Raw genomic sequence first — 23,892 nt, forward strand, 5'->3', positions numbered from 1 at the left:
GCCTCCTATTCCTTGTCGTTCGTTCGGATTCCTTCGAATAACAATGTGAATAATGTGTCTGCGACGTCCATAATCGCAACCCCGTGCTTGGCTGCGAAATCCGGCCTTACATACCGCTGGATGCTGTCCAGCATGATGACGGATGTAAGCTTGGGATTCAACTCCCGGATCAAGCCTTCCTGCCGGGCCTGCACGAGCAAGCCTTCCAAAAAGGAAAGCTGCCTGGTGCGAAACTGCTCAATCCGCTCCCATAACCCGGGGACGAATTTCTGAACGTCTTCCAGAAACATCGGGTTCAGCTGCGTAATCTCCCGCCGAATGCTTCGAAAGGCAGTTCGAAAGATCTCCAGCGGGCTGCCGCCTTGAAGTCTGGCTTCCTTTACTTTCGTCTCGATGGCGGACAGCATGAGCTCTATAACCGCTTCAGCGATCTGCTCCTTGCCTGTGAAATACATATATAACGTCTTCTTGCTCATTCCAAGCTGCGAAGCGAGCTCGCTCAAGGTTGCACTGCGGTAGCCTTTTACCTTGAACAGCTCGGCAGCCGCGTGCACAATGCGCGTACGGATGATGTCATCCATTCCGATAACCTCCAAACCAGAAACCGTGGAAACCGAATAGTTCCCCCTTGGTTTCCATTTTACAATTTCGGATTCCTAGCGTCAATGGAGGACAAGCCAGGCTATTGAACCTTTTTTGAAAGGCTTGGTACAATACAGGTACAGCTTAAGATTCTTTTTTCAAAAAAGACGAAGTCAGGAACGGAGGGTACCTATGATACCGGAAGGCAATTGGAAGAGCAATGTGGATCGGTTTTCAGGCTATGAAGATACTTATGACCGCAACCGCCCTGAGGCACCGCTCAAAGTGATTGAGATCGTTACGGCTTACTTGGGCCGTAAGCCCTCGGTCGTGGCCGATATTGGATGCGGTACGGGGTTGTCCTCTTTTATTTGGAAGGACCATGCCGAGCGTGTCATCGGAGTCGAGCCCAATGACGATATGAGAGGAAAAGCGCTGCAGAAGGCCAGCTCCTTGAATGGAGCGAGCCACATCTCCTTTGTGAAAGGATACTCTAATGAACTGGGCATGGAGTCCGATTCGGTCGATATTGTAACGTGTTCCCAGTCCTTTCACTGGATGGAGCCGGTAAGCACCTTGAATGAAATTGCACGGGTATTGGTAACAGGCGGAGTGTTCGCCGCTTACGATTGCGACTGGCCGCCGACGCTCACCTGGACCATTGAGGAGAAGTACAATAACCTGATTCAAAAAGCGGATGACACGATCGCCCGGCTTGTCCAGCAATCGGAGCAGGCCCATAGATGGAGCAAAGATAAACATTTGCAGAGCATCCGCGGGAGCGGCAGGTTCCGCTTTTCCAAAGAAATTGTGTTCCACAACATGGAAACATGCGATGCCGAGCGTTATATCGGTTTGACATTAAGCCAAGGCGGGCTTCAAACCGTTTTCAAGCTGGGAGCGACCGATCTCGACGCCGATATCGCTGCATTTAGAGCGGAAGTCGAAGAATATTTCAAAGGAAGAACACTGGACGTGATGTTCAGCTACCGGATGCGGCTTGGCGTGAAATAATCGCGATTCAACCATTGTATAGGCGGTTACCGGATGAAATGGCGGGTATAACGGCGGGCAACAGGACAGCTGCAAGCAAAAAAGCCTCAAAGACGAAAAGGTCTTTGAGGCTTCGTTTATTTAAGCTTCCCCAACAACGGTAAAACGTTCGTTGATATGCTGCGGCTTCTCGATTTCATCTACAACGGCAATCGCGTAATCCGCGTAGCTGATGTGACTGTGTCCTTGAGAGTTTACAAGCAGGTTGTCCTTGCCCTTTTGATACGCGCCGGTTCTTCTTCCTTCCGGATTAAAGAAGGCCGAAGGACTGATGAAGGTCCATTGGATACCGGTCGACTGCTGCAGATCCTCAAGGTTTTTGCCTTGGTTCGACGCCGTAGCGAAGTACTCTTTAGGGAATTCCGGGGTATCCAGCAAGCGGACTGTTTGCTGCTCATCCACGAACAAGCTGCCTGCTCCCCCTACAACGATCAATCTTGTTTGCGGCACTCCCTTCAGCGACTCAATCAATGCTCTTCCCGCTTCCACGTGCAGGTGCTCCTGACCGGCAGGTGCGCCGAAAGAGTTCACGACCACGTCAAACCCCTTCAAATCCTCCGATGTAAGCTGAAATACATCCTTCTCCATTACCGCGATGCTGTTATCCTGTAATTTGGATGCATTTCTTACGATAGCGGTTACCTGATGCCCTCTGCTTACAGCTTCTTTCACAATGAGGCTTCCCGCTTTCCCTGCGGCTCCGATTACTGCGATTTTCATTTTATTTTCCTCCCATAGCATGATTTATATGAATGATATGATTAGCAAGACTCATCGCTCTTGCACTGCAAACCACCGGAGAATCCGGACGATTTATTTGCCAGCTGGCGTGCGATCACTTGCTCCAGAACCTCCTTGCTTACCGCCCCCTGCAGCCGTTCATCCCCGATGATGTAGGTGGGCACTGCCGTAATACCAGCCTCCTCGTATGCGTGTCGGAGGGCCCGCTCTTGAGCTTGCTGGTATCGGCGGCTCCCCAGAGCCTCCCGAAACTCCTCTTCATCCAGCCCAATTTGCGATGCTAGCCGGGACAGGACATCCACGCTGCCAATGTCTTGCTCTTCTTGAAAAAAAGCCTGAAACACCTTGGCTATATAATCATTGCCCTTGCCCTGCTCCGAGGCGTAATGGTAGCCTTCAAAAGCCAACCCTGTATATGGGTGCGGCGACACGCGGGGAAGCTTCATGTCCACTCCCCATTGCTGTGCAGTAGGGATGATGAAAGATTCCCAGCCCTTCAGCTTTGAAGGGTCCTGCCAAGGATCGATAGGAGGCGCCGGACTCGGCCGCAATTCGAACGGCATCCATTCTACCTCTACCTCTTTTCCTTTCACCGCTTCATCCAGCGGTCCTTTAGCCAGAAAACAGAAGGGGCAAATAAAATCCGAATAGGCTTGGATCTTCAGAGTCATAACGTAGTATTCAACTCCTTTCATGGATTATTCAGAGGGAAGTAAGCTATCTCACTATGTAACCATGACAGTTACAAGTTTGATTAAAAAAATACAGCCGCCTGCTATTGCTTGAATGTAAGCTTATGAAGCTGAACGGCCATCACCTGTAACTATTATAGTTACAATCGATGTATATTGTCAACCCTGTTTTTCTCCTTGCTTCACATCGAAATTTATTTACGCCAAAAGGCACCCCGTCTATCATAACAGGATGCCTTCTTTTGCTATCGACTTTATTTTTTCTTAACGGTAATGGTCCAGGAAGCATCATCGATTTGTTCGTATTCGGTAATCGTATGCCCTTCTTCAGCTGCCCAACGAGGAATACTCTCCGTCGCCTGGGTGCAATCGAAATTAATGATCAGCTCATCCCCGCTGTTCAGGGATTGGATCGCTTCCTTCGCTTCAATCAGCGGAAACGGGCACACCATGCCCAGCACTTCCAATGTATGTTTCATCTCGGATTCCTCCTATGCTGTAGTCGTTTTAAGAGCTGCCGCAGGCTGCTTGCTTGTTTTCGTACGCGGACGGACGAAGATGAAGTAGGATGCCGTCCATGTTCCAAGGATCATGAACAGCAAGGAAATCCAGCCCTGCCAAGTCATCATGGCGGTCATGACCAGACCGTTGCCGATGGAGCAGCCGCCCGCCAGGCTGGCGCCGAAACCCATCAACACGCCGCCGAGCATACTGCGCACGGCCACCTTCGCATCAGGAGCCCGGAAACGGAACTCCCGGCTTGCTTTGGCCGCGATGAAGGAGCCGGCGAAAATCCCGAGAACCAGGAACACTCCCCAGTTCAAATATTTTTTGCTGTCGCCGGTAATCAGGTATTGCAAAATATTCGCAGTCGGCGTCGTAATCCCGAGCCCGGACATTCTTCCGGTCGCTTCACTTAGCGGCCACGCAATCAGTGCGATCACCCCTACGAGAATAGCCGTAACGAACGGATGCCAACGCTTCTCGAACAGCAGATGATTAAGCCCGGATCTTTTGGCCTTCATCGAAGGGATCATCACTTTGGGCTTGCGCAGATGTCTTACTACAAGGAATACGGTGATCAGCGTCAGCAGCGCAATGAACGGCCATACGCTCATCCCGAACGTTGCCGGAATGGAATTCGTCGGAGCGGCGAATACCTTGAAGCTGTCATTCACCGGAACCAGCACGCCGGTTTTCATGACGGCGCTCGTTACCATGTAGCCGAATAAGCTGATCCAGCTGCCGATCAGGCCCTCCCCGGCCCGATACCAGGTCCCTGTAGCACACCCCCCGGCCAATACGATCCCGATCCCGAAGATAAACGAACCCACGATCGTCGCCAGCCAAGGAAACGCCCCTGCCTTAAATTGAATAAGTCCCATCTGTATAAGTGCAAAAACACCGATGCTTTGAATAGCGATAGCAATCAGCAGCGCGTAGAACATCCGGTTATCTTTGGCCAAGTACATATCCCGGAAGCCGCCGGTCAAGCAAAATCGCCCACGCTGCATCACAAAGCCCAACAGCGCACCGCATAACAGACCGGTACATATCATTTGTCCCACAACGATTCTCCTCTCTCATTTAATATCCGAGTAATTCGATATGATTTATTGTATGATCATTGTAGCATAACAAGAACGGGAGTCAATGAACAATATTTCCTTCCTGCCCTATATTTTCAAGCGGGGTGGACGAATCCCATTAGTATAAAAAGTATACTATCTAACAAAAAGGTGGGTACTTGTATTAATGTATATAATATATAATAATTATCATTAGAGACTGTCTTACAAATTATTGGCTCTCATGCTGAGGGCATCATAGGGAATCATGTTATCATTACCAGATGGATCCCACATCGATGAACCTAAGCCCGACTCGCGTCGATTTCTTAGGATAAACATAAAGGAGAGTGACTCTAGTGAACGAAGCAACTGCAGGAGCCGCTGCCAAACGGCTGCAGGACATCCCTTTCTCTATATTGGATTTGGCCCCGGTAAGGGAGGGCGGCACACCGGCCGATTCCTTCCGGAATTCGCTGGATCTGGCCCGGCATGCAGAAGCATGGGGCTATCACCGGTACTGGCTCGCAGAGCATCATAATATGCCTGGGGTCGCAAGCTCTGCAACCTCTGTCGTGATCGGCTATATTGCTGCCGGCACCATCAAGATCAGAGTAGGCTCCGGCGGCATCATGCTGCCGAATCATGCTCCTCTCATGATTGCAGAGCAATTCGGAACGCTGGAGTCCATGTATCCGGGCCGTATCGATCTTGGTCTTGGCAGAGCGCCGGGCTCGGACCAGCCCGCCATGCGCGCTTTACGCCGCGGCCTTGGCAGCGACGGCAGCGATTTCCCCGAGCAGCTGGCAGAGCTGCGCGCTTATCTGAATCCTTCGGCCATCGACTCCCGGCCTATGGGCGTTAGAGCGGTGCCCGGCGAAGGCCTCGATATTCCGATCTGGCTTCTCGGCTCCAGCGGCTTTAGCGCTCAGCTGGCGGGTCAGCTCGGGCTGCCGTTTGCCTTCGCAAGCCATTTTGCGCCGGACTACCTGATGGCTGCCTTGCAGCTGTATCGCAGCAGCTTCCGCCCGTCGGAGGTGCTGGATGAGCCTTACGCGATGGTCGGCGTCAACGTCGTCGCTGCGGAAACGGACGAAGAAGCCCGACGTCTGGCTACCTCGCACGAGCAGCAGTTCCTGAACATCATTCGCGGCAGAACGGGCCAATTAAAGCCGCCGGTTGAGGATATGGATGCGCTTTGGACCGAGCAGGAGAAGGCGGTCGTCCGCAGGCAGCTGAGCTACTCCGTTGCCGGTAACAAAGACACCGTCCGGGATAAGCTGCAGCAGATCCTTAATCAAACGCAGGCCGACGAGCTTATCATTACAGGCCAGATCTATGACCATCAAGCGCGCCTGCGCTCTTATCAGATTATCGCCGAGGACGTTAGAGGAAACACCATGGCTTAACGCAAAAAAGGAGCATTCCCGTGAACTGCACCCCAATTGTTAGACACCTATCTAACAACGGAGGTACAGTTTAGGGCTGCTCCTTTTTCTTTCTATTTAAGGCGTTATTCCGGGCGATCCAGCACGAACTGCTCGCCCAGCTTCGAGTAGCTGGCTCCGGCAAGCCGGCTTACCGGCTTCAACGTATCCGCCTTGATATGGCCGTGATCGTAGACAGACTCGTCGATGTGAAAGCATACCACCCTGCCGATTAACAGATCGGCAGCGGGCATCTCCGGCGTGCCGCCGAGTGGAATGGACTGCTCCAGCAGGCATTCCATTCGGATTCGCGCTTCAGCAATACCGGGTACCGGGATCATGTCGCTCTTTACAGTAGACAGCCCTGCCCAGGCCACCTCACTCTCTTCCGGCGGAAGTGAAGCGGCCGTCCGATTGATCTCGCGAATATAGGCTTCGTCCGCTATATGAACAACGAAGGCTCCCGTAGCCGCCGCATTACGGGCCGTATCCTTACTGCGGCCCTGCTTTCTTTGTACAGAGACCGAAATCATAGGCGGATCTGCGGTAACAATATTGAAGTAGCTAAAGGGCGCCGCGTTCACTACCCCTTGGGAGGAGAGCGTCGTCACCAAGGCAATGGGCCTTGGGATGATGCTCCCGATAAGCAGCTTATAGCTTTCCCGTTCACTAATCTCACTAGGATGGATGGTTATCAAGGAAGCACCCCGTTTCGTTTAAGTAGTCCTCATTGAGCCGATCCAAATGATTCCCGAAACCACTCGGCTGCTGCTTCCACTTCAGTACGGGTCAGCTGATGCCCTGCCCGCTCCCAATGGACGGTGACGGAGGCTCCTGCTCCTTTAAGCAGCGACGTTAGCTCCTCCGTCTCTTCCGGCGAGCAGATCGGGTCGTTCATACCGGCCCCGATAAAGACCGGCACCTCCTTCAAATCCGGCAATCCGATTCCACGGCGCGGAACCATCGGATGGTGCAGGACCGCTCCCTTGAACGCATCCGGATAGTGGAACAAGAGGCTGCCGGCGATATTAGCGCCGTTCGAATAGCCCACTGCCACGAAATTCCGGCGGTCCAAGCCGTGCTCTGCGGCAGCCTGATCGAGGAAATCATAGACTTCCTTCGTACGGAAGATCAGATCCTCCTCATCGAACACTCCCTCCGCCAGCCGGCGGAAGAAGCGCGGCATTCCGTTTTCGAGCACATTGCCGCGGAGGCTTAATACCGAGGAGCCCGGCGACAATGCTTGAGCTATCGGCAGCAGGTCTCGCTCCGTCCCTCCCGTACCATGGAATAGCACGAGCACCGGTGCTTCGCTGTCAGTTCCTTTTTGAAATAGATGCCTCATTATTCATCGCCCTCCAATACACGTACTTCGATAGGATCCAAATTCGCTTCGATTTGCGGACGGTTCGCCTCGTACCATGCGGGAAGCATCAGCTTCTCACCCAGCTCCTCCGGTGTCTCGTCGCGTGCAAAGCCTGGAGGGTCTGTAGCAATCTCGAACAGGATTCCGCCTTCTTCACGGAAGTAGATAGCATTGAAATATTGACGGTCAATGATAGGAGTCGGACGGAAGCCGCTATGCTCCACTTTGCTTCTCCACAGCTCATGCTCTTCATGGTCTTTAGCCCGCCATGCGATATGGTGAACCGTTCCTGCTCCGCCGTGCCCATATTCCATCGGAGTTACGTTCACGTCGATTACGTTACCCAAGTCACCTGTCGCTTTGTAGCGGGTATATGATCCCTCCTGGCCGATTTTTTGAAGCCCCATGACCTGCTCCAGCAATTGGCCGGTTTGAATCGGGGCCGTACTGAACAGAACCGCGCCTCCGAACCCCTTGATGGCTTTCTCAGCCGGAACGCCCCCGAACGACCATTGGCTAGGCGCTCCTTCCTCTCTCTCGACAATTTCAAGCCGCAGCCCATCTTTGTCGGAGAATTGAAGGTACTGCTCGCCGAATCGTTCTGACTTCATCACAGAAACGCCGAGCTTTTTCAACCGGGCTTCCCAGAACTCCAGCGAGCCGACAGGGACCACATACGAGGTAATTCCTACCTGCCCACCGCCGATACGGCCTTTACGGGACCCAGCATAGGGGAAGAACGTAATGATCGTGCCCGGACTTCCGATCTGATCTCCGAAATACAAGTGGTACACTTCCGGCGCATCGAAGTTGATCGTTTTTTTAACCAGTCTCAAACCAAGCACACCAGAGTAGAAATCGACGGTTTCCTGTGCATTCCGTACGAATGCGGTAATATGATGAATTCCAGCTGTTTTAGTCATTGTAAAATCTCTCCTTTATCTATGGTTAATTAATGTTGTATTAGTAAAATTGCGATCTATCAAAAGGTGTTGTAGCTGACAAACTCTCCGGTCGGCTTGCGGTAGCCGCGCGGTCTTTGACTGGCTTCCTTGCCGATCGTAATCAGCATGGCCGGGACGTAGTTATCGGGGATATGAAGCTCTCTGCGAAGCGCCTCCGGATCAAACCCGATCATCGGGCACGTATCCCAGCCCTTATCCTTCGCGGCGAGCATGAACAGCATAGCAGACAAGCTGGCATTGCGAATCGCTTCTTCCTGCTTGAACGTTTCCCCTCGCTCCTCATAAAACCCAAGAACCGACTCGACGGTCATGTCATATTCCTGCTTGCTCATGACCCCTAGCTGGAGAAGGCCTTCGTTGATCGCAGCCACCTCCTTGTAGGCATCCTTGTTGCCAAGGACGACTATCGCCGCGGAAGCGGTTTTGACCTTATACTGCCGGTTGGCCGCCTCGTATACTTTATCTTTGAGCTCCGGATCCTTCACGACAAGGTAGTGCGTATGCTGCAGATTAAAGGCGGACGGAGCGAATTTGACAAGCTGGAACAGCTCCTCCAGCTCCTTATCCAGTATTTCCACACCGGGAATAAAGTTATTTGCCGATCTGCGTGCTTTCAATAACGTTGTAAATTCGCTCATAACAGGCTCACTCCATCCTATGTTTTTCAAAAAATTAGCGGATCAAAGCATCCAAAGAATAAGCTCCTGCACCGATCAATGCTACGCCTACGGCTACGGCAATCAGCATCAGATTGTATTCATAGCCGTTGGAGGTTGCCCAATAGCCGTTTTTCCCATGGACCTTAACTATAGCGCCCAGCATCGTGAGGACAATCAGCGCGGCTCCTACTTCTGTGAACAAGCCGGCAGCGAACAGCAAGCCCCCGATCAGCTCCATCAGCCCGGATAATACTGCCATCAGCACGCCCGGCTTAATGCCGACCGACTCCATCCAGCCCCCGGTTCCTTTAGGCCCGTAGCCGCCGAACCATCCGAACAGCTTCTGGGCTCCATGCCCCGCAAAGGTCAAGCCTATAACCAGACGTACAATCAATAACCCTAATGCAATACTCATTTGAAATCCCTCCGTTTTTGGTTTTATCAATTTAAAGAATCTTAATTTTAAGATATTGGGTAAAAATGAAAGCAGTTATCTGCAGTTTTGTGCAGAACTACTTGAAATGACCCTGTGCGTGCTTGCCGAGCTTCTTGAGCAGCTGGCTTGCGACCCGCTTCTCCTCGAGGGTGAGTCCTTCCACCGCTTTCTCGATGACCTCGGCATGCTGAGGAAACACGTCGTCGATGAACTGCTTGCCTTTATCGGTAATCTCAGCGAAGATGAGACGCCGATCCTCGGTAGAAGCTTTCCTCTGCACGAATTCCTTCTTCTCCAGCTTATCTACCACATAGGTTATGTTGCCGCTGCTCATCAGTACTTTGCCGCCAATTTGTTGAATGGGCTGCGCCCCCTTGTGGTACAGCAGCTCCAGAACCCCGAACTCGGTTCTATTTAATCCATGACTTCGGATATCCCGATCGGCGTGTGCATTCACCCATTGGCTTGCTCTTGATAGTGCGATATATAAGTCCAGGGAAGCCTCGCGATCCTGTGCCATCCTGCTCACCTCCGATGTGTTGATCAAATGTCTTAAATTTAAGATACTTTATTTTGATCTATTTGTCAACACGTTATTTTTAAAATTATTTCCTTCCGGCATTTCTCCTTCGGATTTGTTCCAGCAGCCGTTAATTTGCCCTTTGTTGGGTGCGTCCATCCGTCGTTTCCCTTTCCTTATAAGAAAAAGCCCGCTATCGCAGGCTTTGTTCTTACGCTGATTATTTTAACTGCTTGATTGCATAGGAGTGGCGGTCGTTTTCCTTTTTCAATTCCGCCGTGTAACCGTCTCTCAGCTCGTTCAAACGGGTTTTTAACGACTCGATCTGCTGCTGGGCCGCTCCTTTTTTAAAGATTTGGTCGATCAGCGTCTGGGCGTCAGCCAGCTGCTTCTCCAGCTCGGCTCTCGCCGTTTCCGCTGTTTTGGAGCTGTCTCCCGAGAGCGAATTGATTTTATCCAAAATCTCCTTATGCTTCGTTCGCGCTTCATCAAGCGCTTTATCGTAGGATGCCTGGCTGGAGTAAGCCCCGGGACTATCCTTGCGCACCTGTGCGAGCTGGTCCTCCAGCTGCTTCCGGTCCTGATTGTACCTCTCTTTAATCTCGTAAAGAGCCTTCTCGTGCCGCTCATTCTCCTGCTTTATCGGATCGGACTGCGAGCCTGGATTGGTGTTGGGCAGCGTCGTCGTATCATTCCCTATCTCGACTTTCCGGATCAGAACATCATTGCTGTACTCGCTGACGGACAGCAATGTCCCCTTCTTATCATAATAGGAGATCATGCCGTCCATCATATTGTTTCTGAAATCCCCTGTAATCTTCTCGCCCTTGGACGTGGTGTAGGTTCCCTTGCCGTCCCGTTTGCCGTCAACAAAGTCGCCTTCATAGACGTCTCCGTTCTTATATACCAGCTTGCCTCGGCCGCTAGGCTGTCCGTTATCAAACGGGCCCGTGTATTTGTCCCCATTCTCGTAATACAGAGTACCGTTAGAGCGCTCCCCGTTTGAGAATGTTCCATCGAAAACCAGGCTTCCCGCTGCCGAATACTGCTTCCCGGCTCCACTCAGCACGCCGTCCTTCATAGCGGCATCGGTCTCCAGCTGGCCGTTGTCATAATAGCTCTTGGAACGGCCGTCCTTCGGTACGCCGTCCGCCATTGTCCCGTCAAACAGCACCTTCCCGATCGAATTGACCAGCTTGCCCTTCCCTTCCGGAGATCCGTCGACGAGCATTCCCGTATACTTATCTCCATTCGGGTACACGTATTCCCCTTTTACAGGCTTGGAGCTGTCCGTAGTCGTGTCTGTCGGCTTGGACGGATTCGCCGTTCCCCCGGTGCTTCCGGTTTTCCCCGGTGTGGTTGTGCTCTTGGGCGTAGTCAAATAAATGGTGGATGTATTCTGAACCCATTTGACCTCTTTGCCGGAGGCTTCACCCACAAACCGGAGTGGAACGAGTGTATTGCCGTCCACCAGCCGCGGCGCCAGCTCCAGCTCACTCAGCTCGTCATTCACATAGGCATCCGTATCATCGATAACCAACTCGATCGTCAAGCCATCCTTGGTGCCTGTCACGGTCTGCGTGTCGGCATCCCAGCCCACAGTCAGCCCGAGCTTTTCAAAGATAGCCCGGAAAGGCACGAGCGTCGTCCCATTTTCCAGCACCGGCTGTACTTCGAATTTGACCAGCTTATTGTCCAAATATACTCGTATCGGCCGTTCCGCCGCGGCATTCACGGAATAGGGCAGCGCCAGTGCGCCCCACAGCAAACAAGCCGATAGCATGGCGTATCGTTTCTTCATACCCGGCTATCCCTCCCTGTACATCCTGTCTCTATTATATAAAATCTTCCATCAGGTGTCGAAACTCCTACTTGTTATATCGACCAATCGGGAGGGAATCTTAACTCTTTTCGCACTATCGCCGCATGACAGGAAGAAGCCAAGCGGAAAAGACATGCGTAAGCAGCAAAAAACTCCCATCCACTAAGGGATAAGAGTCTTTATGTACGGCATTGAATTAATCGATATAGGTGACGATGCCCTTTTCCGTCAGGTAGTCCATTTCCAGATCCAGAATGGTTTCGACCGTCAGCTCGTCCAATTTGACATCCTTGCGGCTCATTACATAATCTACAATCTCATCGCTGTCGATATCATCTTCCTTGGCGTTATTGATAAAAGTCTGCTCATGCTTCAAAACCAGCCTGATGCTCGCTTCGTCCACCTTCGTCTTATCCGCAATGAACTGTACAAGCTCCTGTTCGTTAATAGCTTCGCTCATGATCGTTATCCCCTTACTGTCTTTTTAGTGCCATTGTAACATAATTTGCGCTTACGACCTAAATTTCTATTCCCTCAGGTTTCTTAACCGGCAAAAAGCCCCCGTCCGTAAAAGAAGCTTCTTTCACAAACGGAGGCTTATTATCGGTCAATAGAATGCTTGTAGCAGCATGAACTTAAGCGGCTTTAGGATCCGCCGCGGATGAGGCTTCATCCTTGGAGCTGGACAAGCACAGATTTAATACAATGGCTGTCAGGGAGCCGGATACGATGCCGTTTTGCAGCAGCATCTTGGCAAAGTCCGGCAGCTGGTCGAACATCTGAGGCAGCGTTGCCGAGCCCAGACCGACCGCGATACTGCAAGCGGCGATCAGCAGATTCCGCTCTTTGCGCAGATCCACCTCGGATAAGATGGAAATACCGGAAGCGGCAACCGACCCGAACATCACGATCATGGCTCCGCCAAGTACGGCATTCGGGATGACCGTCGTCAACGCAGCCAGCTTAGGCAGCAATCCGAGTACGACCATGATCCCGCCCGCGGCGAAAATAACATCCCGGGACTTCACACGGGTCAAAGAGATCAAGCCGACATTTTGCGAGAAAGCGGTGTAAGGGAAAGCATTGAAAATACCGCCCAGCATAATCGCCAAGCCTTCGGAACGCAACCCGTTCACGATTTGCTTCTGCTCGACCTTCTGATCCGTAGCTTTGCCTACGGCGAAATAAACGCCTGTGGACTCCACCATGCTCACGATGTTGACAATAATCATGGTCACGATAGCGGTAATGCTAATTTGAGGAATACCGAAGTAAAACGGCTGTGCAATGCTGAACCAGGATGCTTCGCCAACCGACGAGAAATGCACGATGCCCATGAAATAACCGATTACGGTACCGACCACCAAGCCGATAAGCACCGATATAGCGCGAAGGAAGCCTGTGGCCAACCGATTCACCAGCAAAATTACGAGCAGCGTAATCACAGCCAGCAGCAGGTTGTGGGGCTGTCCGAAATCCGGGGCGCCCTGTCCGCCTGCGGCATTATTCATAGCGACCGGAATCAGCGAAAGTCCGATGATCGTTACGACCGATCCGGTTACGATGGTGGGGAAAAATTTGAGCATTTTGCCATACAGCGGCGCAGCCAGAACGACGAATAGGCCGGATATAATAATGGCCCCGTACGTGGTCGCTAAATTCGAGGTTGATGCGATAGCGATAATCGGTCCCACTGCCGTAAACGTACATCCCAGCACGACCGGCAGACGGCTTCCGAAAAATCGGGTTCCCATGACCTGCAGGATCGTAGCGAGTCCGCATGTGAACAGATCGGCAGCGATCAAGTAAGCCATTTGGGCGGGAGTCAGCTTCAGCGCTCCCCCCACGATCAGCGGCACGACAACGGCCCCGGCATACATGGCCAGCACGTGCTGGAAGCCTAGCGTCACTACCTTTTGTTTGCTTAACATTCTTTAATCTCCCCTAGACCTTTTGGATTATAGGTTGATCCTCTATGAAATGAACCTCACCCGGCGACATCGAAGCAATTCGAGCCAAAGAGTGAACCTCTACGCCCCGCCCCTCCAGAAGGCCCCTTCCTTCCTGGAAGCTCTTCTCGATGACACACCCGACGCCCATCAGCTCAGCGCCCGATTCCTTCACGATATCGACCAGTCCGACCAGCGCCGCGCCGGTAGCCAGAAAATCGTCGACGATCAGCACCTTGTCGCCCCGATTCAGATACTTCTGGGAAACGCTAACCTGATACGTTTCCTGCCGGGTAAACGAATGTACCGGTGCCGAGTATACGTTCTCAGCGAGAGTGACGGCTTTCTTCTTCTTGGCATAAACAAACGGAACGCCTAGCGCGATGGCCGCAGCCATGGCAAAGTGAATGCCGCTGGCCTCGATGGTAAGTACCTTGGTAATAGTCTTGCCCCCGAAAATACGCGCGAATTCCTTGCCGATCTCCAGCGCAAGCTGAGTGTCCACCTGATGATTCAAAAACGAATCCACCTTCAATACGGTATCGGACAGGATCAGTCCCTCTTGACGTATGCGTTCTTGAAGTAATTTCATAACTGTGTTCGCCCCTTTTCATGAAAAAAAAGGACAGGGCTCCTTGAGCACTCCTCAAGTGAAGCCTGTCCTTCTGGGTTTTTGTCCCTGTTGGTGTAGCACGCAACCGTGCCCGCATCGCTCGGACCAGCCCTTCTACTCCATCAGGAAATAGAAACGGAACCCTAGATGCGCTTTTCACTCATAGTCGGTCGATTCATACGGTCGTCCGGTAGAAACTTATGGGCCATATCCCCAAAATTATACGAGTTCATATGAAGTTATCTTTGTCTATAGTACACGTTAGTATCTATCGTTTCAAGAGGAAATTTATCATAAATCGACAAGATTCGCGGGCTTCCGGAGCATGGAGTATTTCCCTTGGAATGAACTGGGGCGTCCGCCGGTTTTCCTGTCGGATTGATGCTCGACAGGCCATAATATACGGCAAAAAACCAGGGAGACTTGCCGACATGCCCCCTGGCTTCTTGGTTGGAATTAGAGTCGTTTGCGCTTATAAAACACTACGATAAAGCAAGCGGCTAGCAAGGCTATAAAAGCAGCTCCAGCCATCATAGCTTCGCTGGCGCTTCCCTGCGGCTGCTGCTGGCCTCCCGGTCCCCCAGGGCCGCCTCCCGGACCTCCAAAGCCGCCTCCAGGGCCGCCCTGACGGCCTCCGGGGCCATTCTGCATCTGCTGGCCTCCCTGGCCGTTCTGCACCTGCTGGCCTCCTTGGCCGTTCTGCGCCTGCTGTCCCCCTTGGCCGTTCTGCAACTGCTGGCCTTCTTGGCCGTTCTGCGCCTGCTGGCCTCCTTGGCCGTTCTGCACCTGCTGGCCTCCTTGGCCGTTCTGCGCCTGCTGTCCCCCTTGGCCGTTCTGCGCCTGCTGTCCCCCTTGGCCGTTCTGCGCCTGCTGTCCCCCTTGGCCGTTCTGCTGGACTTGCCCGTTGACGGCGGCCGCTTGGGCCTGCACTTGCTGGCCCTTTTTGCCGTTGTTATTGCCGGCGCCCATGCCGGGCACGCCGCCACCCATACCTCCGGGCATACCGCCTCCCATGCCGCCGCCGCTTCCTGAACCGTCGCCAGAAGAAGGACTTGTACCGTCCAACTGCTTCGTCAGGCTGGAAACCATTTGCGAATTAAATGATTGGAGCTGGGTGATACCCTGCTGGTACTGGTCATAGGTATAGAAGGCCGTTGGGTCCTTGGCCACACCATCCGAGATCAGATCGGACAGCTCCTGGACACGCGCGGCAAACTTATCCTCGGATAAGTATCCTTGCACCATCTCTTTGACAATCTGATGGTACTGTTCCTTATACTTGTCGACCTTCAACAGCTTATCGACCAAAGGCCGGTCCGCTACAGCCCCTTGGGTCGGCTCATCCATCAGAATCCCCGTTCCACCAAGGCCGCCGAACGCCATATTGTAATCCCAGGGCAGTATAGAGAATATCCCTTTATTTTCATACAAATAATAATTATGCTTATTGCCTCCCAAATAACTGTCCATATTAGCGGTAGCCATATTAAGGGCGATAAATTTCAGGGCCTCCTCAACGTCCAGCACCTTTTCATAATCGGTTCCATTGTTCAGCTCATTGACCATGGCCAGAAGCTCTTCTCCTTTTGTAGAGCCCGACTTCAGATCGAGTCCCGTATAGGCGCTCGCCTTTTCCAGCCAATTCAATTCACTGCCGTTACCGCCGTTCGCTTTGTACAAAGCTCCGTTGGAGCTGCTGAAATTCCGCTCGAGATAGGACTCCCCTAGCTGCTCTACAGCCAGGTACAAGCCTTTCAGCTCGTTATTGACGTACAAGTTGACATAGGAATATTTAGGTGTCGGCAGGCCCATCTGCTCAGCCAGCTCATAGGCTAGAAACTCCCGCATATAGGTGGGATCGCTGTAATTATTGTTCAGATTGATTTTGGTAATGCCCTCCAGGCTTTGACTCGAGATATATTCGTCAAACGCGATTTTGAAGCTGTACCGGTCCGAATCCGAATTGACGACGCTGCGCAGACTGAGGTTTCCCTTAGTCCGGACGGCCACATGATCTATATGCTTGCCGTTATAATCCACCGACGCAGTCTTGAACTCCTCCGCGCTGGCATTGTCCAGCATATCTTGAAAATCATCCGGGTCAAGCGTAATGTTCACATCAATGACTTTATCCTTCGGAAATACGTTCTCATCTATGCTCTTCTCCTTATCCGACTTGCTTGAGCTGACGCCGCTTGTCGCCGCAGCACTGCCAGTTCCGGCCACGCCGCTGCCGCCCGTCACCCCACATCCGGTTATCCCCAAGATCAGGCAGATGCATAGAAGAAGCGTTATTGCTTTCGCTTTCATTCCTGACACCTCCATTCTTAGGACACGTAATCACCGCTGTAGCTGATGAGCACGGCATTTTTCACGCCTTGAAGCTCGTTCATTTGATTGACAAAAGCCCCTTCGCTATCGCGAAGCCGAATTTCCAGGGTCGTTTCGATATTGCCGTGAGTTACCGTTTTTTGCTTCACGTTGTACCTTTTTACCATGCGGCTGACCATGGAGTGAACTTCTTGTTCCGCTGCGTCTCCCTCACAATTCACCACTAACAGATACGGTGTTTCGAAGGACGACTTTTTGATAAAGAAGAACATCACCAAGCCAATTATAACTGAGCCCACGATAGCCAGCGTGTAGAAGCCGGCGCCGGACACGATCCCTGCCGCAGCGGCCCAGAACAGAAAGATCAGATCCGTCGGGTCTTTAATCGGCGTTCTGAAACGCACGATAGACAGCGCGCCCACCATACCAAGCGACAGCACAAGGTTCGAGTTAACCGCAATAATGACCATCGCCGTAACCATAGACATGCCGATCAAGGAGATGTTGAAGCTTTTGGAATACAGGACGCCGCTGAACACCCGTTTGTACAATAAGTAAATGAAGAAGCCGATGAAAAAGGCGACGGCCAGCGACAGCAGGATTTTCGACAGGGTGATATCCGAAGCAAAGTTGCTGATGACCGATTTTTTTAGTAAATCCGTAAAATTCGTTGTCGTTGTGTTTGTATCCATAGATCAATAATCCTCCCAAGTGTTGTATTTCAGAAATTTTCTGCAGATCACGTATTTGGATGCCGATTGTCGGTTCAGTCCTTCAAGCTGAAGAGCGATCCTGATAGAATCCGGAATGTACTCATCGTACTTGACCTCCAAAATGATCAGATTCTCGTCGATAGCCCGGACGGGCTTCAGCTGCTTGCTGAACAGATCCGTCGAGTGCAGCCCGGTCCTTAGCTCCTTGTCGAACGTAATCCGCACGTTTCCGTTATGGCATACATAAGGCTCCCGCACATAGTCGACGATGACTTTGGGCCGCAGCAGATGATGGTTCATTTCATGATAAAGCTCCATCAGCAGTGGCTTCTCCGGATTGTTCAGCACCTCGAAATGTCCGGCTGCAATCTGCTCGTACATCTCCCGGGTCAACGGCTCCTTCACTTTTGCAATGTAGTCGTTGAACTTGATTTTTTTCTCAAAATGAATCACATCGTCCTGTACGTTATAAATGCGAATCCGGTACTTAACCCGGTCCCTGATTCCGCCCAGCTTCTCATGAAGCGCTTTATTGCTCATATCATCAAAATATAGGCTCCGAATGTGATATTCCCCTGAAGAGCCGACATTGCTGTCGGGGCTCATCAAGCTTTTGAGTCTTTGGCGGATAATGTAAAATTGATGCTGGTTAATGAAAAATTTGAGCTCATGCCGGTATTTCAAGCTCTTGTTCATGTCACACCTCTTTCTATATCAGATCAACCCTGTATCTGGTTTTTCCATTTCCCATCCAGCTGTCTCTTCATTACAGAAAGTATTGTATCGTCCCTAACTGAACTCACGCTTAGCGGCAACTGAGCGGTAACTGAAAGTTTACAATTCCTTTACAATAGAGCTACACTAGTCTGATATGGCAGGGAAGGAGTGTCCCCATGATGATCCGATATCAAAGCGCCGCTTGGCTCATCGCATTGGCTGTAGTTGTCGTCGGAGCCGCTCTATGGCTGGAATCACAAAAGCAGGGCCCGGTCCACGCGTCCAGCACCCCTAAATCGATAGCAACTACGTTTCATGGAGACCCCCGTACAACCCGGGCGTTCACCTGGTTCACGGAAAATCCAGAGGATGCAGCCGTCATTCAATGGGTCAAAGGCTCACAGTTTACAGGAGATAACGTCCAGACGCTCACAGGGTCCACGGCTGTCATCCAGATGGAGAAAAAGAAGTCTCAGGCGGCTCATACAGTAGAAATCACCGGACTGGAGCCGGGTACGGTTTATTCCTATCGAGTTGGCAGCGGCCAAGGTACGGGTTGGAGCGAGCCCTCCTCGTTTAGGACGGAGCCGGAAGGAACGAACGGGTTCACGTTCATTAACGTTGCGGATTCCCAAGGGAAGACGGAGAAGGATTTCGAGCAATGGGGCAGGACGCTGGACCAAGCCTTCAAGATCTTTCCCCATGCCGGATTCATCGTTCATAATGGCGATTTGACGGAGGATCCCGAGGAGGAGACCGGCTGGGATTCCTTCTTCGGCAAGACCGGCAGCTGGCTGAAGCAAATTCCTCTGATGCCGGTCACGGGTAACCACGACGAAATGAACGGCAATGCGGACCGATATTTGGCCCATTTCCAGCTGCCCGCCAACGGGGCGAAAGGTTCCATTCCCGGTACCAATTACTCGTTTGATTACGGCAGCGCCCACATCGTCGTATTGAATACGGAATCCAATATCAACGGACAGACCGAATGGCTCCGGAACGATCTGGCCCGTACCGATAAGCCATGGAAGATTGTCGCCATGCACAGAGGGGTCTACGGAGGGAATTCGTATAAGAAGGTGGAGAAGTGGAGCGAGCTGTTTGATGAATTCCAGGTCGATCTTGTCCTGCAGGGGCATAATCACGAATATTCCCGATCGTATCCCCTGCGCGGCGGTAAAATAACGGGGAACGGAGACGGGCCGATTGTCAACCATGAAGGGACTGTATACGTGGTCACCAATGCGTCCGGTACCAAGTTCAACGAAAAGAAAAAGGATCTGTTCTACCATAAGGTCCATTTCCAGAATGAGAAGCCGATGTTTGCCGGCATTACAATCGAGGGGTCTTCATTAACCTATCAAGCCTTTGATGCGGATGGGGTAAAATGGGACGAATTCGTGATCCGTCACGAGAGCTAGCAGCTGCTTGAGCGAAAGGGATGCCCTTGCCGAGGCTTAATAGAGCTCAGTTGAGGGTGGTTCGTTATCCGTAACCCATATGGATTCGCGTCGAGCTTCAACAGCAAAAAAGCACACCCCTAATGGGTGTGCTCTCTCCTGTTTATACCTTATCGTTCCTTCTTGCTTACCCGATCGATTGCTTCAATTGCTTGCTTCTCAGCTGCCCGCAGGCGGCATCGATATCAGTTCCGTGCTCCAGCCTGACGCTGCAGCTGATGCCCTGCTTCTTCAACGTATCGTAGAAGGCCGTTATCGATTCCTGCTCGCTCCGCTGGTACTGGCTGTGCTCATCGACCGGATTATAAGGAATCAGATTGACGTTAGCCAGCTGACGACGGTGACCGACCAGCTCTGCCAGCTCAAGAGCATGCTCCTTGCGATCGTTGACGTCCTTCAGCAAAATGTATTCCAGCGTAATTCTCCGCTTCGTTTTCTCCAAATAGTAATCAATGGCCGGCATAAGCTTGTTCAGCGGAATGGCCCGGTTGATTTTCATAATTCTGGTGCGAAGCTCGTCATTAGGCGCATGCAGCGAAATAGCCAGGTTCACCTGCAGATCCGAGTCGGCGAATTCGATAATTTTATCGGCCAGACCGCTGGTCGATACCGTAATATGTCTTGCCCCGATAGCCAGTCCTTTGTGGTCCTTGACCACATGGATGAAGTCGGACATGTTCTTGTAATTGTCGAACGGCTCTCCGATGCCCATCACGACAATATGACTGACCTTCTCCCCTTGACCCGCAGAATCGAGATGCAGCTGAACCTTCATGATCTGCTCCACGATTTCGCCGCTCGATAAATCACGGCTCTTCGCAAGCAAGCCGCTTGCACAGAAGCTGCATCCGATATTACAGCCGACCTGCGTCGTGACGCATACTGACAAGCCGTACTTATGGCGCATGAGTACCGTTTCAATCAAGTTGCCGTCGCGCAGCTTGAACAGAAATTTAATCGTTCCGTCCGCGGATTCCTGTCTTGTGTGCTCACTCATCGTAGAAATGACGAAATGCTCCGCCAGCACTTGAAGACAATCCGGATGAACGTCGCTCATCTCCGCGAAGTCGGTTACCCGCTTGCGGTAAAGCCAATCCCACACCTGCGCCGCGCGGAATTTTTTATGACCATGCTCTTGCAGCCATGCTATCAGCTGCTCCTGCGTCAATCCGTAGATGGATTCTTTATTCATATGATATCCTCTTTTCAACTCTATAAATTCAGTCCTATTATTGTCCCAAAATTAGTTTGCTAAAACAAGGGGGTCAGGGCAGTTATTTGTTATCCAATATTGCCTAGCATCCTTAAGCTCCGTCAACGCCGCTTCAATCATACTCGATTGAATACTTCCAGTCGGTAGCCGCCCGCGCTTTAATAACCATGTCTTCACCTAAAAATATCTCCGTCCTAAGCTTATGATGTGATCCGATTGGATTTTCCTGCACTTTTATTTTATAATATCGCCATATTCCCCGGACAGACTGAAGAAACGGCGTGTTACAATATAGATACCATAAATCAGGCAACCATGTCTCCATTCTACAACCAGTATAGGCACAGATTACAGATAGCGGGGCATACGAACTGCCAGCACTACAATATATAATAAAGGATCGTGTTAGTCATGGGTGTCATCATCTTTTGGTCGGTTGTTTGCTTGGTTATCGTTCTTGGCTTGACGTTCTGGATCACCAAGAAAGCATACTCGCGCAAATGGGATGAAGAAGAATAAGCTTTCGTTCTGCGGCTCGTTTAAGTCGCTAACAATGCCTTGAGAATCACAAAAAGAAGACGTCCTTCCTTTCCAGATGAAAGAATGGGCGTCTTTCTTGTTTGCGTTCGCCGGTTACTCTTACAATGTTTTGGTTCCATATTTCATATTGAAGCTTTCATCGCTTGAGGCAAAGTAAATAATGCCTTCAACCAGGCTGATCAAGGTCGGGATATACGTCCAGCAGAAGAGCAAATACACGATGCCCCAGCCGACCCTGCCCAAATAAAATTTATGAATGCCGAAGCCTCCCAGTAAAATAGCCAGTATCCCTGCAACGATTTTACTTTTGGCAGGACGGACCCAGACCTGTTGTGGCGGAGGCGCCGAATTGACATAGATGTTGTTGTTGACAAATGGCTGCTGTGTTTCACGAGGAACATTTTGGTGCATTTGCGGGTTAGGCGGCGGAGCAAAGGAGAATTCTTCGCCGCAATATTTACATTCTGTCGTATTCAATGCAACCGGTGCGCCGCAGGAAGGGCAGTTTTTTGTGCTCATAGGTCTGAGCTCCTCTCTATATTATGATTGGATATTCAATGCTTCCCTATGATTAAGCAGCGTATGAGTTTCCTCAATCAGCTTTAAAATGTCGTTCAGGTTGCCTTCATGAAGGCTGGATTTCATATGCAGCTGCAGGAAATCCAGATTCACCTGCACCCTATGCTCCAGCTCCATGATCTGGCTGCTGCTCACTATTCTTCCAAACGGAGTCGAAGCCTGGAAGCGTTCCTTCAGCAATTGGAAGGCCTTCCAGATAGAGGCCGCGGTAGGATTCGGTTCCTTGTCCCGCAAAGCTTCTTCAATTGTACTGAGCTGCGCCTGAATCGTATGCTTGACGTCCCGCTCGAGCTCGGTCCTAAGTCTATCATCCGAATCCTGTCCGGCAAAAAACAATAGAATCGCATAGAGAGCCGCATACAGAGCGAATAGGAACAGCTCCCAGCCTATATACCCGAGCACACTGCCGGAAATAAACAATACTGAGATCAGATTGGAGATCAGGAAATAGGCGACGGTCAGCATAACCATCGATACACAATAAGGGAAGCTGCTGTTTCTAAAAAACAGCTGCGGCCTCACGAGAATCCCATTGACCGCAATCATCCCCGATGCCAGAACCATACCAGCTATCGCCTGCTTCTCTGGTTCCAACAAGAACGCCTCAGAAAGCAAGGTCATCGCACCGAAAATAACTGCAATATCAAAGGCTGCCGCCGCCAGCCAACGCAGCATGCGGTAGCTGCGAACATCCGTCCTGCTCACATTCAGCCCCCCAGCTTCGTGCCGCATTCGGCACAGAACTTGGTCCCGGGTTTATTCACCTTCTGGCAGCCGGGGCATGGCTTGGAAAGCATTGAGCTTCCGCAATTCGAGCAAAATTTGGCATCCTCATCTATCAGCATATGGCAGGAATAGCATTCGATTTGTTCCTTGCTTAATTTGCCGCCGCAGTTGCCGCAAAACTTATCCCCCGGCTCGTTCATATGTCCGCAGGCTTGGCAGGAAGTGCTGTACACAGAAGAGTGGGCGAATGTCTGGGAAAAGCTGCTGCTCATAAGCCCGCTGCCTGCCCCAAAGCCGAAGCTCATACCGGCGGCAGCCATCCCGCCCCCGATCTCATTGCCTGCCGCGGCCTCCATCACGTCAAATGAACGCTTCGCGTTATAGCGGGAATCTCCCATAATATCGAAGGCCGCTCTTTCGCCCAGCAGCTTGTTAATAGTCTCAAAATCTTCGTCCGGGAAATTAATAGACGATAGGTTGAAGTCTATCATTTCGATGCCGAACCGCTCGAATTCCCCGGCGAGGCTCTCATGAACCTTCTCGGATAGTTCCTCCAGCTTCGGCGCTATTTCCATGACCGATATTTTCTGGTTAATAATCAAATCCGCTATCATCGTCTTGACCTTCGTGACCGTAACGCCTTTGAAATGGCCCATCACCGTGTCATATTTCACGACCTGCGCGTCGCCGACAGCACCGATCAGCTCCGTTAAAAACACGCGGAAATTGGTAATTCTCATGCCCATTTGACCGAAGGCCCGAACTCTTATCCGAACTCCGTATTTAGGATCGATCAGACTGATCGGGTCGCTCGTACCCCATAGCACGTCCAGCTTGGCGGTGTTATTGATAAAGAACACTTCTGCCGAGAACGGGGTTCTGCCGCCAAAGGGGAGGTTGATAAACGACTGAAGCAGCGGAATATTTTGGGAACGAAGCGTGTAAGTGCCGGGCGAGAAGAAGTCCAGCGCCCTGCCTCCCTTTACAAAAACCGCCATCTGCCCTTCCCCTACGATAAGCTGCGAACCATACACAAAGCTATCTCCGGGATAACGATAAACCAGCCAATCTCGATTCGCTATGCCATTAAATTTGATAACATCAATGATAGCCAAATCAATCCCTCTTTCATTCACCGTTTCCAAACATTGTATTAATTGTATACACCTTGTCTCTTTTTATCAAATCCTATTTTGATATTTTGATATAAACGCCCC

The 23,892-nt window shown here is 51.4% G+C and carries 25 protein-coding genes and 1 riboswitch; of the genes, 3 read left to right on the forward strand and 22 right to left on the reverse strand.

The window, feature by feature from the left end:
- Window positions 1-5 precede the first annotated feature (5 nt).
- Window positions 6-581, reverse strand: coding sequence for a TetR/AcrR family transcriptional regulator (locus B1728_RS16065; RefSeq protein ID WP_079911250.1), 576 nt, complete (start codon window positions 579-581; stop codon window positions 6-8).
- A gap of 193 nt (window positions 582-774) precedes the next feature.
- On the opposite strand from B1728_RS16065, the gene B1728_RS16070 reads away from it, so the two are divergent.
- Complete coding sequence (locus tag B1728_RS16070) at window positions 775-1,596, forward strand: class I SAM-dependent methyltransferase (RefSeq protein WP_079911251.1); 822 nt, start codon at window positions 775-777, stop codon at window positions 1,594-1,596.
- Between the two features lie 120 nt (window positions 1,597-1,716).
- On the opposite strand, the gene B1728_RS16075 is transcribed toward B1728_RS16070, so the two are convergent.
- The 4 genes from B1728_RS16075 to B1728_RS16090 all read right to left on the reverse strand — a co-directional run bounded on the left by B1728_RS16075 (window position 1,717) and on the right by B1728_RS16090 (window position 4,627).
- The gene (locus B1728_RS16075) at window positions 1,717-2,355 is read right to left on the reverse strand and encodes an NAD(P)-dependent oxidoreductase (protein WP_079911252.1); all 639 of its coding nucleotides are present in this window, start codon (window positions 2,353-2,355) and stop codon (window positions 1,717-1,719) included.
- A 41-nt stretch (window positions 2,356-2,396) separates the two neighbouring features.
- Entirely contained in the window at window positions 2,397-3,047 is a 651-nt protein-coding gene (locus tag B1728_RS16080) for a DsbA family oxidoreductase (RefSeq protein ID WP_079911253.1), read from the reverse strand.
- A 275-nt stretch (window positions 3,048-3,322) separates the two neighbouring features.
- Entirely contained in the window at window positions 3,323-3,547 is a 225-nt protein-coding gene (locus tag B1728_RS16085) for a sulfurtransferase TusA family protein (protein ID WP_079911254.1), read from the reverse strand.
- Window positions 3,548-3,559: 12 nt separating this feature from the next.
- Window positions 3,560-4,627, reverse strand: coding sequence for a YeeE/YedE family protein (locus B1728_RS16090; RefSeq protein ID WP_079911472.1), 1,068 nt, complete (start codon window positions 4,625-4,627; stop codon window positions 3,560-3,562).
- A 368-nt stretch (window positions 4,628-4,995) separates the two neighbouring features.
- On the opposite strand from B1728_RS16090, the gene B1728_RS16095 reads away from it, so the two are divergent.
- On the forward strand, window positions 4,996-6,045 hold the full coding sequence (locus B1728_RS16095; protein WP_079911255.1) for an LLM class flavin-dependent oxidoreductase: 1,050 nt from the start codon (window positions 4,996-4,998) through the stop codon (window positions 6,043-6,045).
- Between the two features lie 104 nt (window positions 6,046-6,149).
- On the opposite strand, the gene B1728_RS16100 is transcribed toward B1728_RS16095, so the two are convergent.
- The 13 genes from B1728_RS16100 to B1728_RS16160 all read right to left on the reverse strand — a co-directional run bounded on the left by B1728_RS16100 (window position 6,150) and on the right by B1728_RS16160 (window position 18,133).
- The gene (locus B1728_RS16100; RefSeq protein ID WP_079911256.1) at window positions 6,150-6,761 is read right to left on the reverse strand and encodes a flavin reductase family protein; all 612 of its coding nucleotides are present in this window, start codon (window positions 6,759-6,761) and stop codon (window positions 6,150-6,152) included.
- 29 nt (window positions 6,762-6,790) lie between these two features.
- Complete coding sequence (locus B1728_RS16105; protein WP_079911257.1) at window positions 6,791-7,408, reverse strand: alpha/beta hydrolase; 618 nt, start codon at window positions 7,406-7,408, stop codon at window positions 6,791-6,793.
- Window positions 7,408-8,352 (reverse strand): ring-cleaving dioxygenase, encoded by a 945-nt coding sequence (locus B1728_RS16110; RefSeq protein WP_079911258.1) that lies wholly within the window; start codon window positions 8,350-8,352, stop codon window positions 7,408-7,410. Before B1728_RS16110 ends, B1728_RS16105 begins: the two co-directional genes overlap by 1 nt.
- Window positions 8,353-8,411: 59 nt before the next feature.
- The gene (locus B1728_RS16115; RefSeq protein ID WP_079911259.1) at window positions 8,412-9,032 is read right to left on the reverse strand and encodes a nitroreductase family protein; all 621 of its coding nucleotides are present in this window, start codon (window positions 9,030-9,032) and stop codon (window positions 8,412-8,414) included.
- A gap of 34 nt (window positions 9,033-9,066) precedes the next feature.
- Window positions 9,067-9,468 carry a DoxX family protein gene (locus tag B1728_RS16120; RefSeq protein WP_079911260.1) on the reverse strand — a complete coding sequence of 134 codons (402 nt, stop codon included), beginning with the start codon at window positions 9,466-9,468 and terminating at the stop codon, window positions 9,067-9,069.
- Window positions 9,469-9,565: 97 nt separating this feature from the next.
- Complete coding sequence (locus B1728_RS16125; RefSeq protein ID WP_079911261.1) at window positions 9,566-10,009, reverse strand: MarR family winged helix-turn-helix transcriptional regulator; 444 nt, start codon at window positions 10,007-10,009, stop codon at window positions 9,566-9,568.
- Window positions 10,010-10,229: 220 nt separating this feature from the next.
- Entirely contained in the window at window positions 10,230-11,810 is a 1,581-nt protein-coding gene (locus B1728_RS16130; protein ID WP_079911262.1) for a stalk domain-containing protein, read from the reverse strand.
- Window positions 11,811-12,027: 217 nt separating this feature from the next.
- Complete coding sequence (locus tag B1728_RS16135; RefSeq protein WP_079911263.1) at window positions 12,028-12,291, reverse strand: hypothetical protein; 264 nt, start codon at window positions 12,289-12,291, stop codon at window positions 12,028-12,030.
- Window positions 12,292-12,466: 175 nt separating this feature from the next.
- Window positions 12,467-13,762: a nucleobase:cation symporter-2 family protein gene (locus B1728_RS16140; RefSeq protein ID WP_079911264.1), complete on the reverse strand. Its 1,296-nt coding sequence runs from the start codon at window positions 13,760-13,762 to the stop codon at window positions 12,467-12,469.
- 13 nt (window positions 13,763-13,775) lie between these two features.
- Entirely contained in the window at window positions 13,776-14,372 is a 597-nt protein-coding gene (locus B1728_RS16145; RefSeq protein ID WP_079911265.1) for a xanthine phosphoribosyltransferase, read from the reverse strand.
- 164 nt (window positions 14,373-14,536) lie between these two features.
- A riboswitch (purine riboswitch) is annotated at window positions 14,537-14,640 on the reverse strand.
- Window positions 14,641-14,849: 209 nt separating this feature from the next.
- A complete protein-coding gene (locus tag B1728_RS16150) occupies window positions 14,850-16,703 on the reverse strand; it encodes a CotH kinase family protein (RefSeq protein WP_079911266.1) in 1,854 nt (617 codons plus the stop codon).
- 17 nt (window positions 16,704-16,720) lie between these two features.
- Window positions 16,721-17,416 carry a DUF4956 domain-containing protein gene (locus B1728_RS16155; RefSeq protein WP_079911267.1) on the reverse strand — a complete coding sequence of 232 codons (696 nt, stop codon included), beginning with the start codon at window positions 17,414-17,416 and terminating at the stop codon, window positions 16,721-16,723.
- A 3-nt stretch (window positions 17,417-17,419) separates the two neighbouring features.
- Window positions 17,420-18,133: a polyphosphate polymerase domain-containing protein gene (locus B1728_RS16160; protein WP_079911268.1), complete on the reverse strand. Its 714-nt coding sequence runs from the start codon at window positions 18,131-18,133 to the stop codon at window positions 17,420-17,422.
- Between the two features lie 197 nt (window positions 18,134-18,330).
- Between B1728_RS16160 and B1728_RS16165 the strand changes: the two genes are divergently transcribed.
- Window positions 18,331-19,578, forward strand: a complete 1,248-nt coding sequence (locus tag B1728_RS16165) for a purple acid phosphatase family protein (RefSeq protein WP_256865376.1) — start codon at window positions 18,331-18,333, stop codon at window positions 19,576-19,578.
- 166 nt (window positions 19,579-19,744) lie between these two features.
- On the opposite strand, the gene rlmN is transcribed toward B1728_RS16165, so the two are convergent.
- The 4 genes from rlmN to B1728_RS16185 all read right to left on the reverse strand — a co-directional run bounded on the left by rlmN (window position 19,745) and on the right by B1728_RS16185 (window position 23,790).
- Window positions 19,745-20,809, reverse strand: coding sequence for a dual-specificity RNA methyltransferase RlmN (gene rlmN, locus B1728_RS16170; protein ID WP_079911269.1), 1,065 nt, complete (start codon window positions 20,807-20,809; stop codon window positions 19,745-19,747).
- Between the two features lie 660 nt (window positions 20,810-21,469).
- On the reverse strand, window positions 21,470-21,889 hold the full coding sequence (locus B1728_RS37475) for an NINE protein (protein ID WP_079911270.1): 420 nt from the start codon (window positions 21,887-21,889) through the stop codon (window positions 21,470-21,472).
- 21 nt (window positions 21,890-21,910) lie between these two features.
- Window positions 21,911-22,654, reverse strand: a complete 744-nt coding sequence (locus B1728_RS16180; RefSeq protein WP_079911271.1) for a hypothetical protein — start codon at window positions 22,652-22,654, stop codon at window positions 21,911-21,913.
- A gap of 2 nt (window positions 22,655-22,656) precedes the next feature.
- Complete coding sequence (locus B1728_RS16185) at window positions 22,657-23,790, reverse strand: SPFH domain-containing protein (protein WP_079911272.1); 1,134 nt, start codon at window positions 23,788-23,790, stop codon at window positions 22,657-22,659.
- Window positions 23,791-23,892 lie beyond the last annotated feature (102 nt).

Source organism: Paenibacillus sp. 32352 (assembly GCF_002042965.1).
GTDB lineage: Bacteria > Bacillota > Bacilli > Paenibacillales > NBRC-103111 > Paenibacillus_S > Paenibacillus_S vulneris.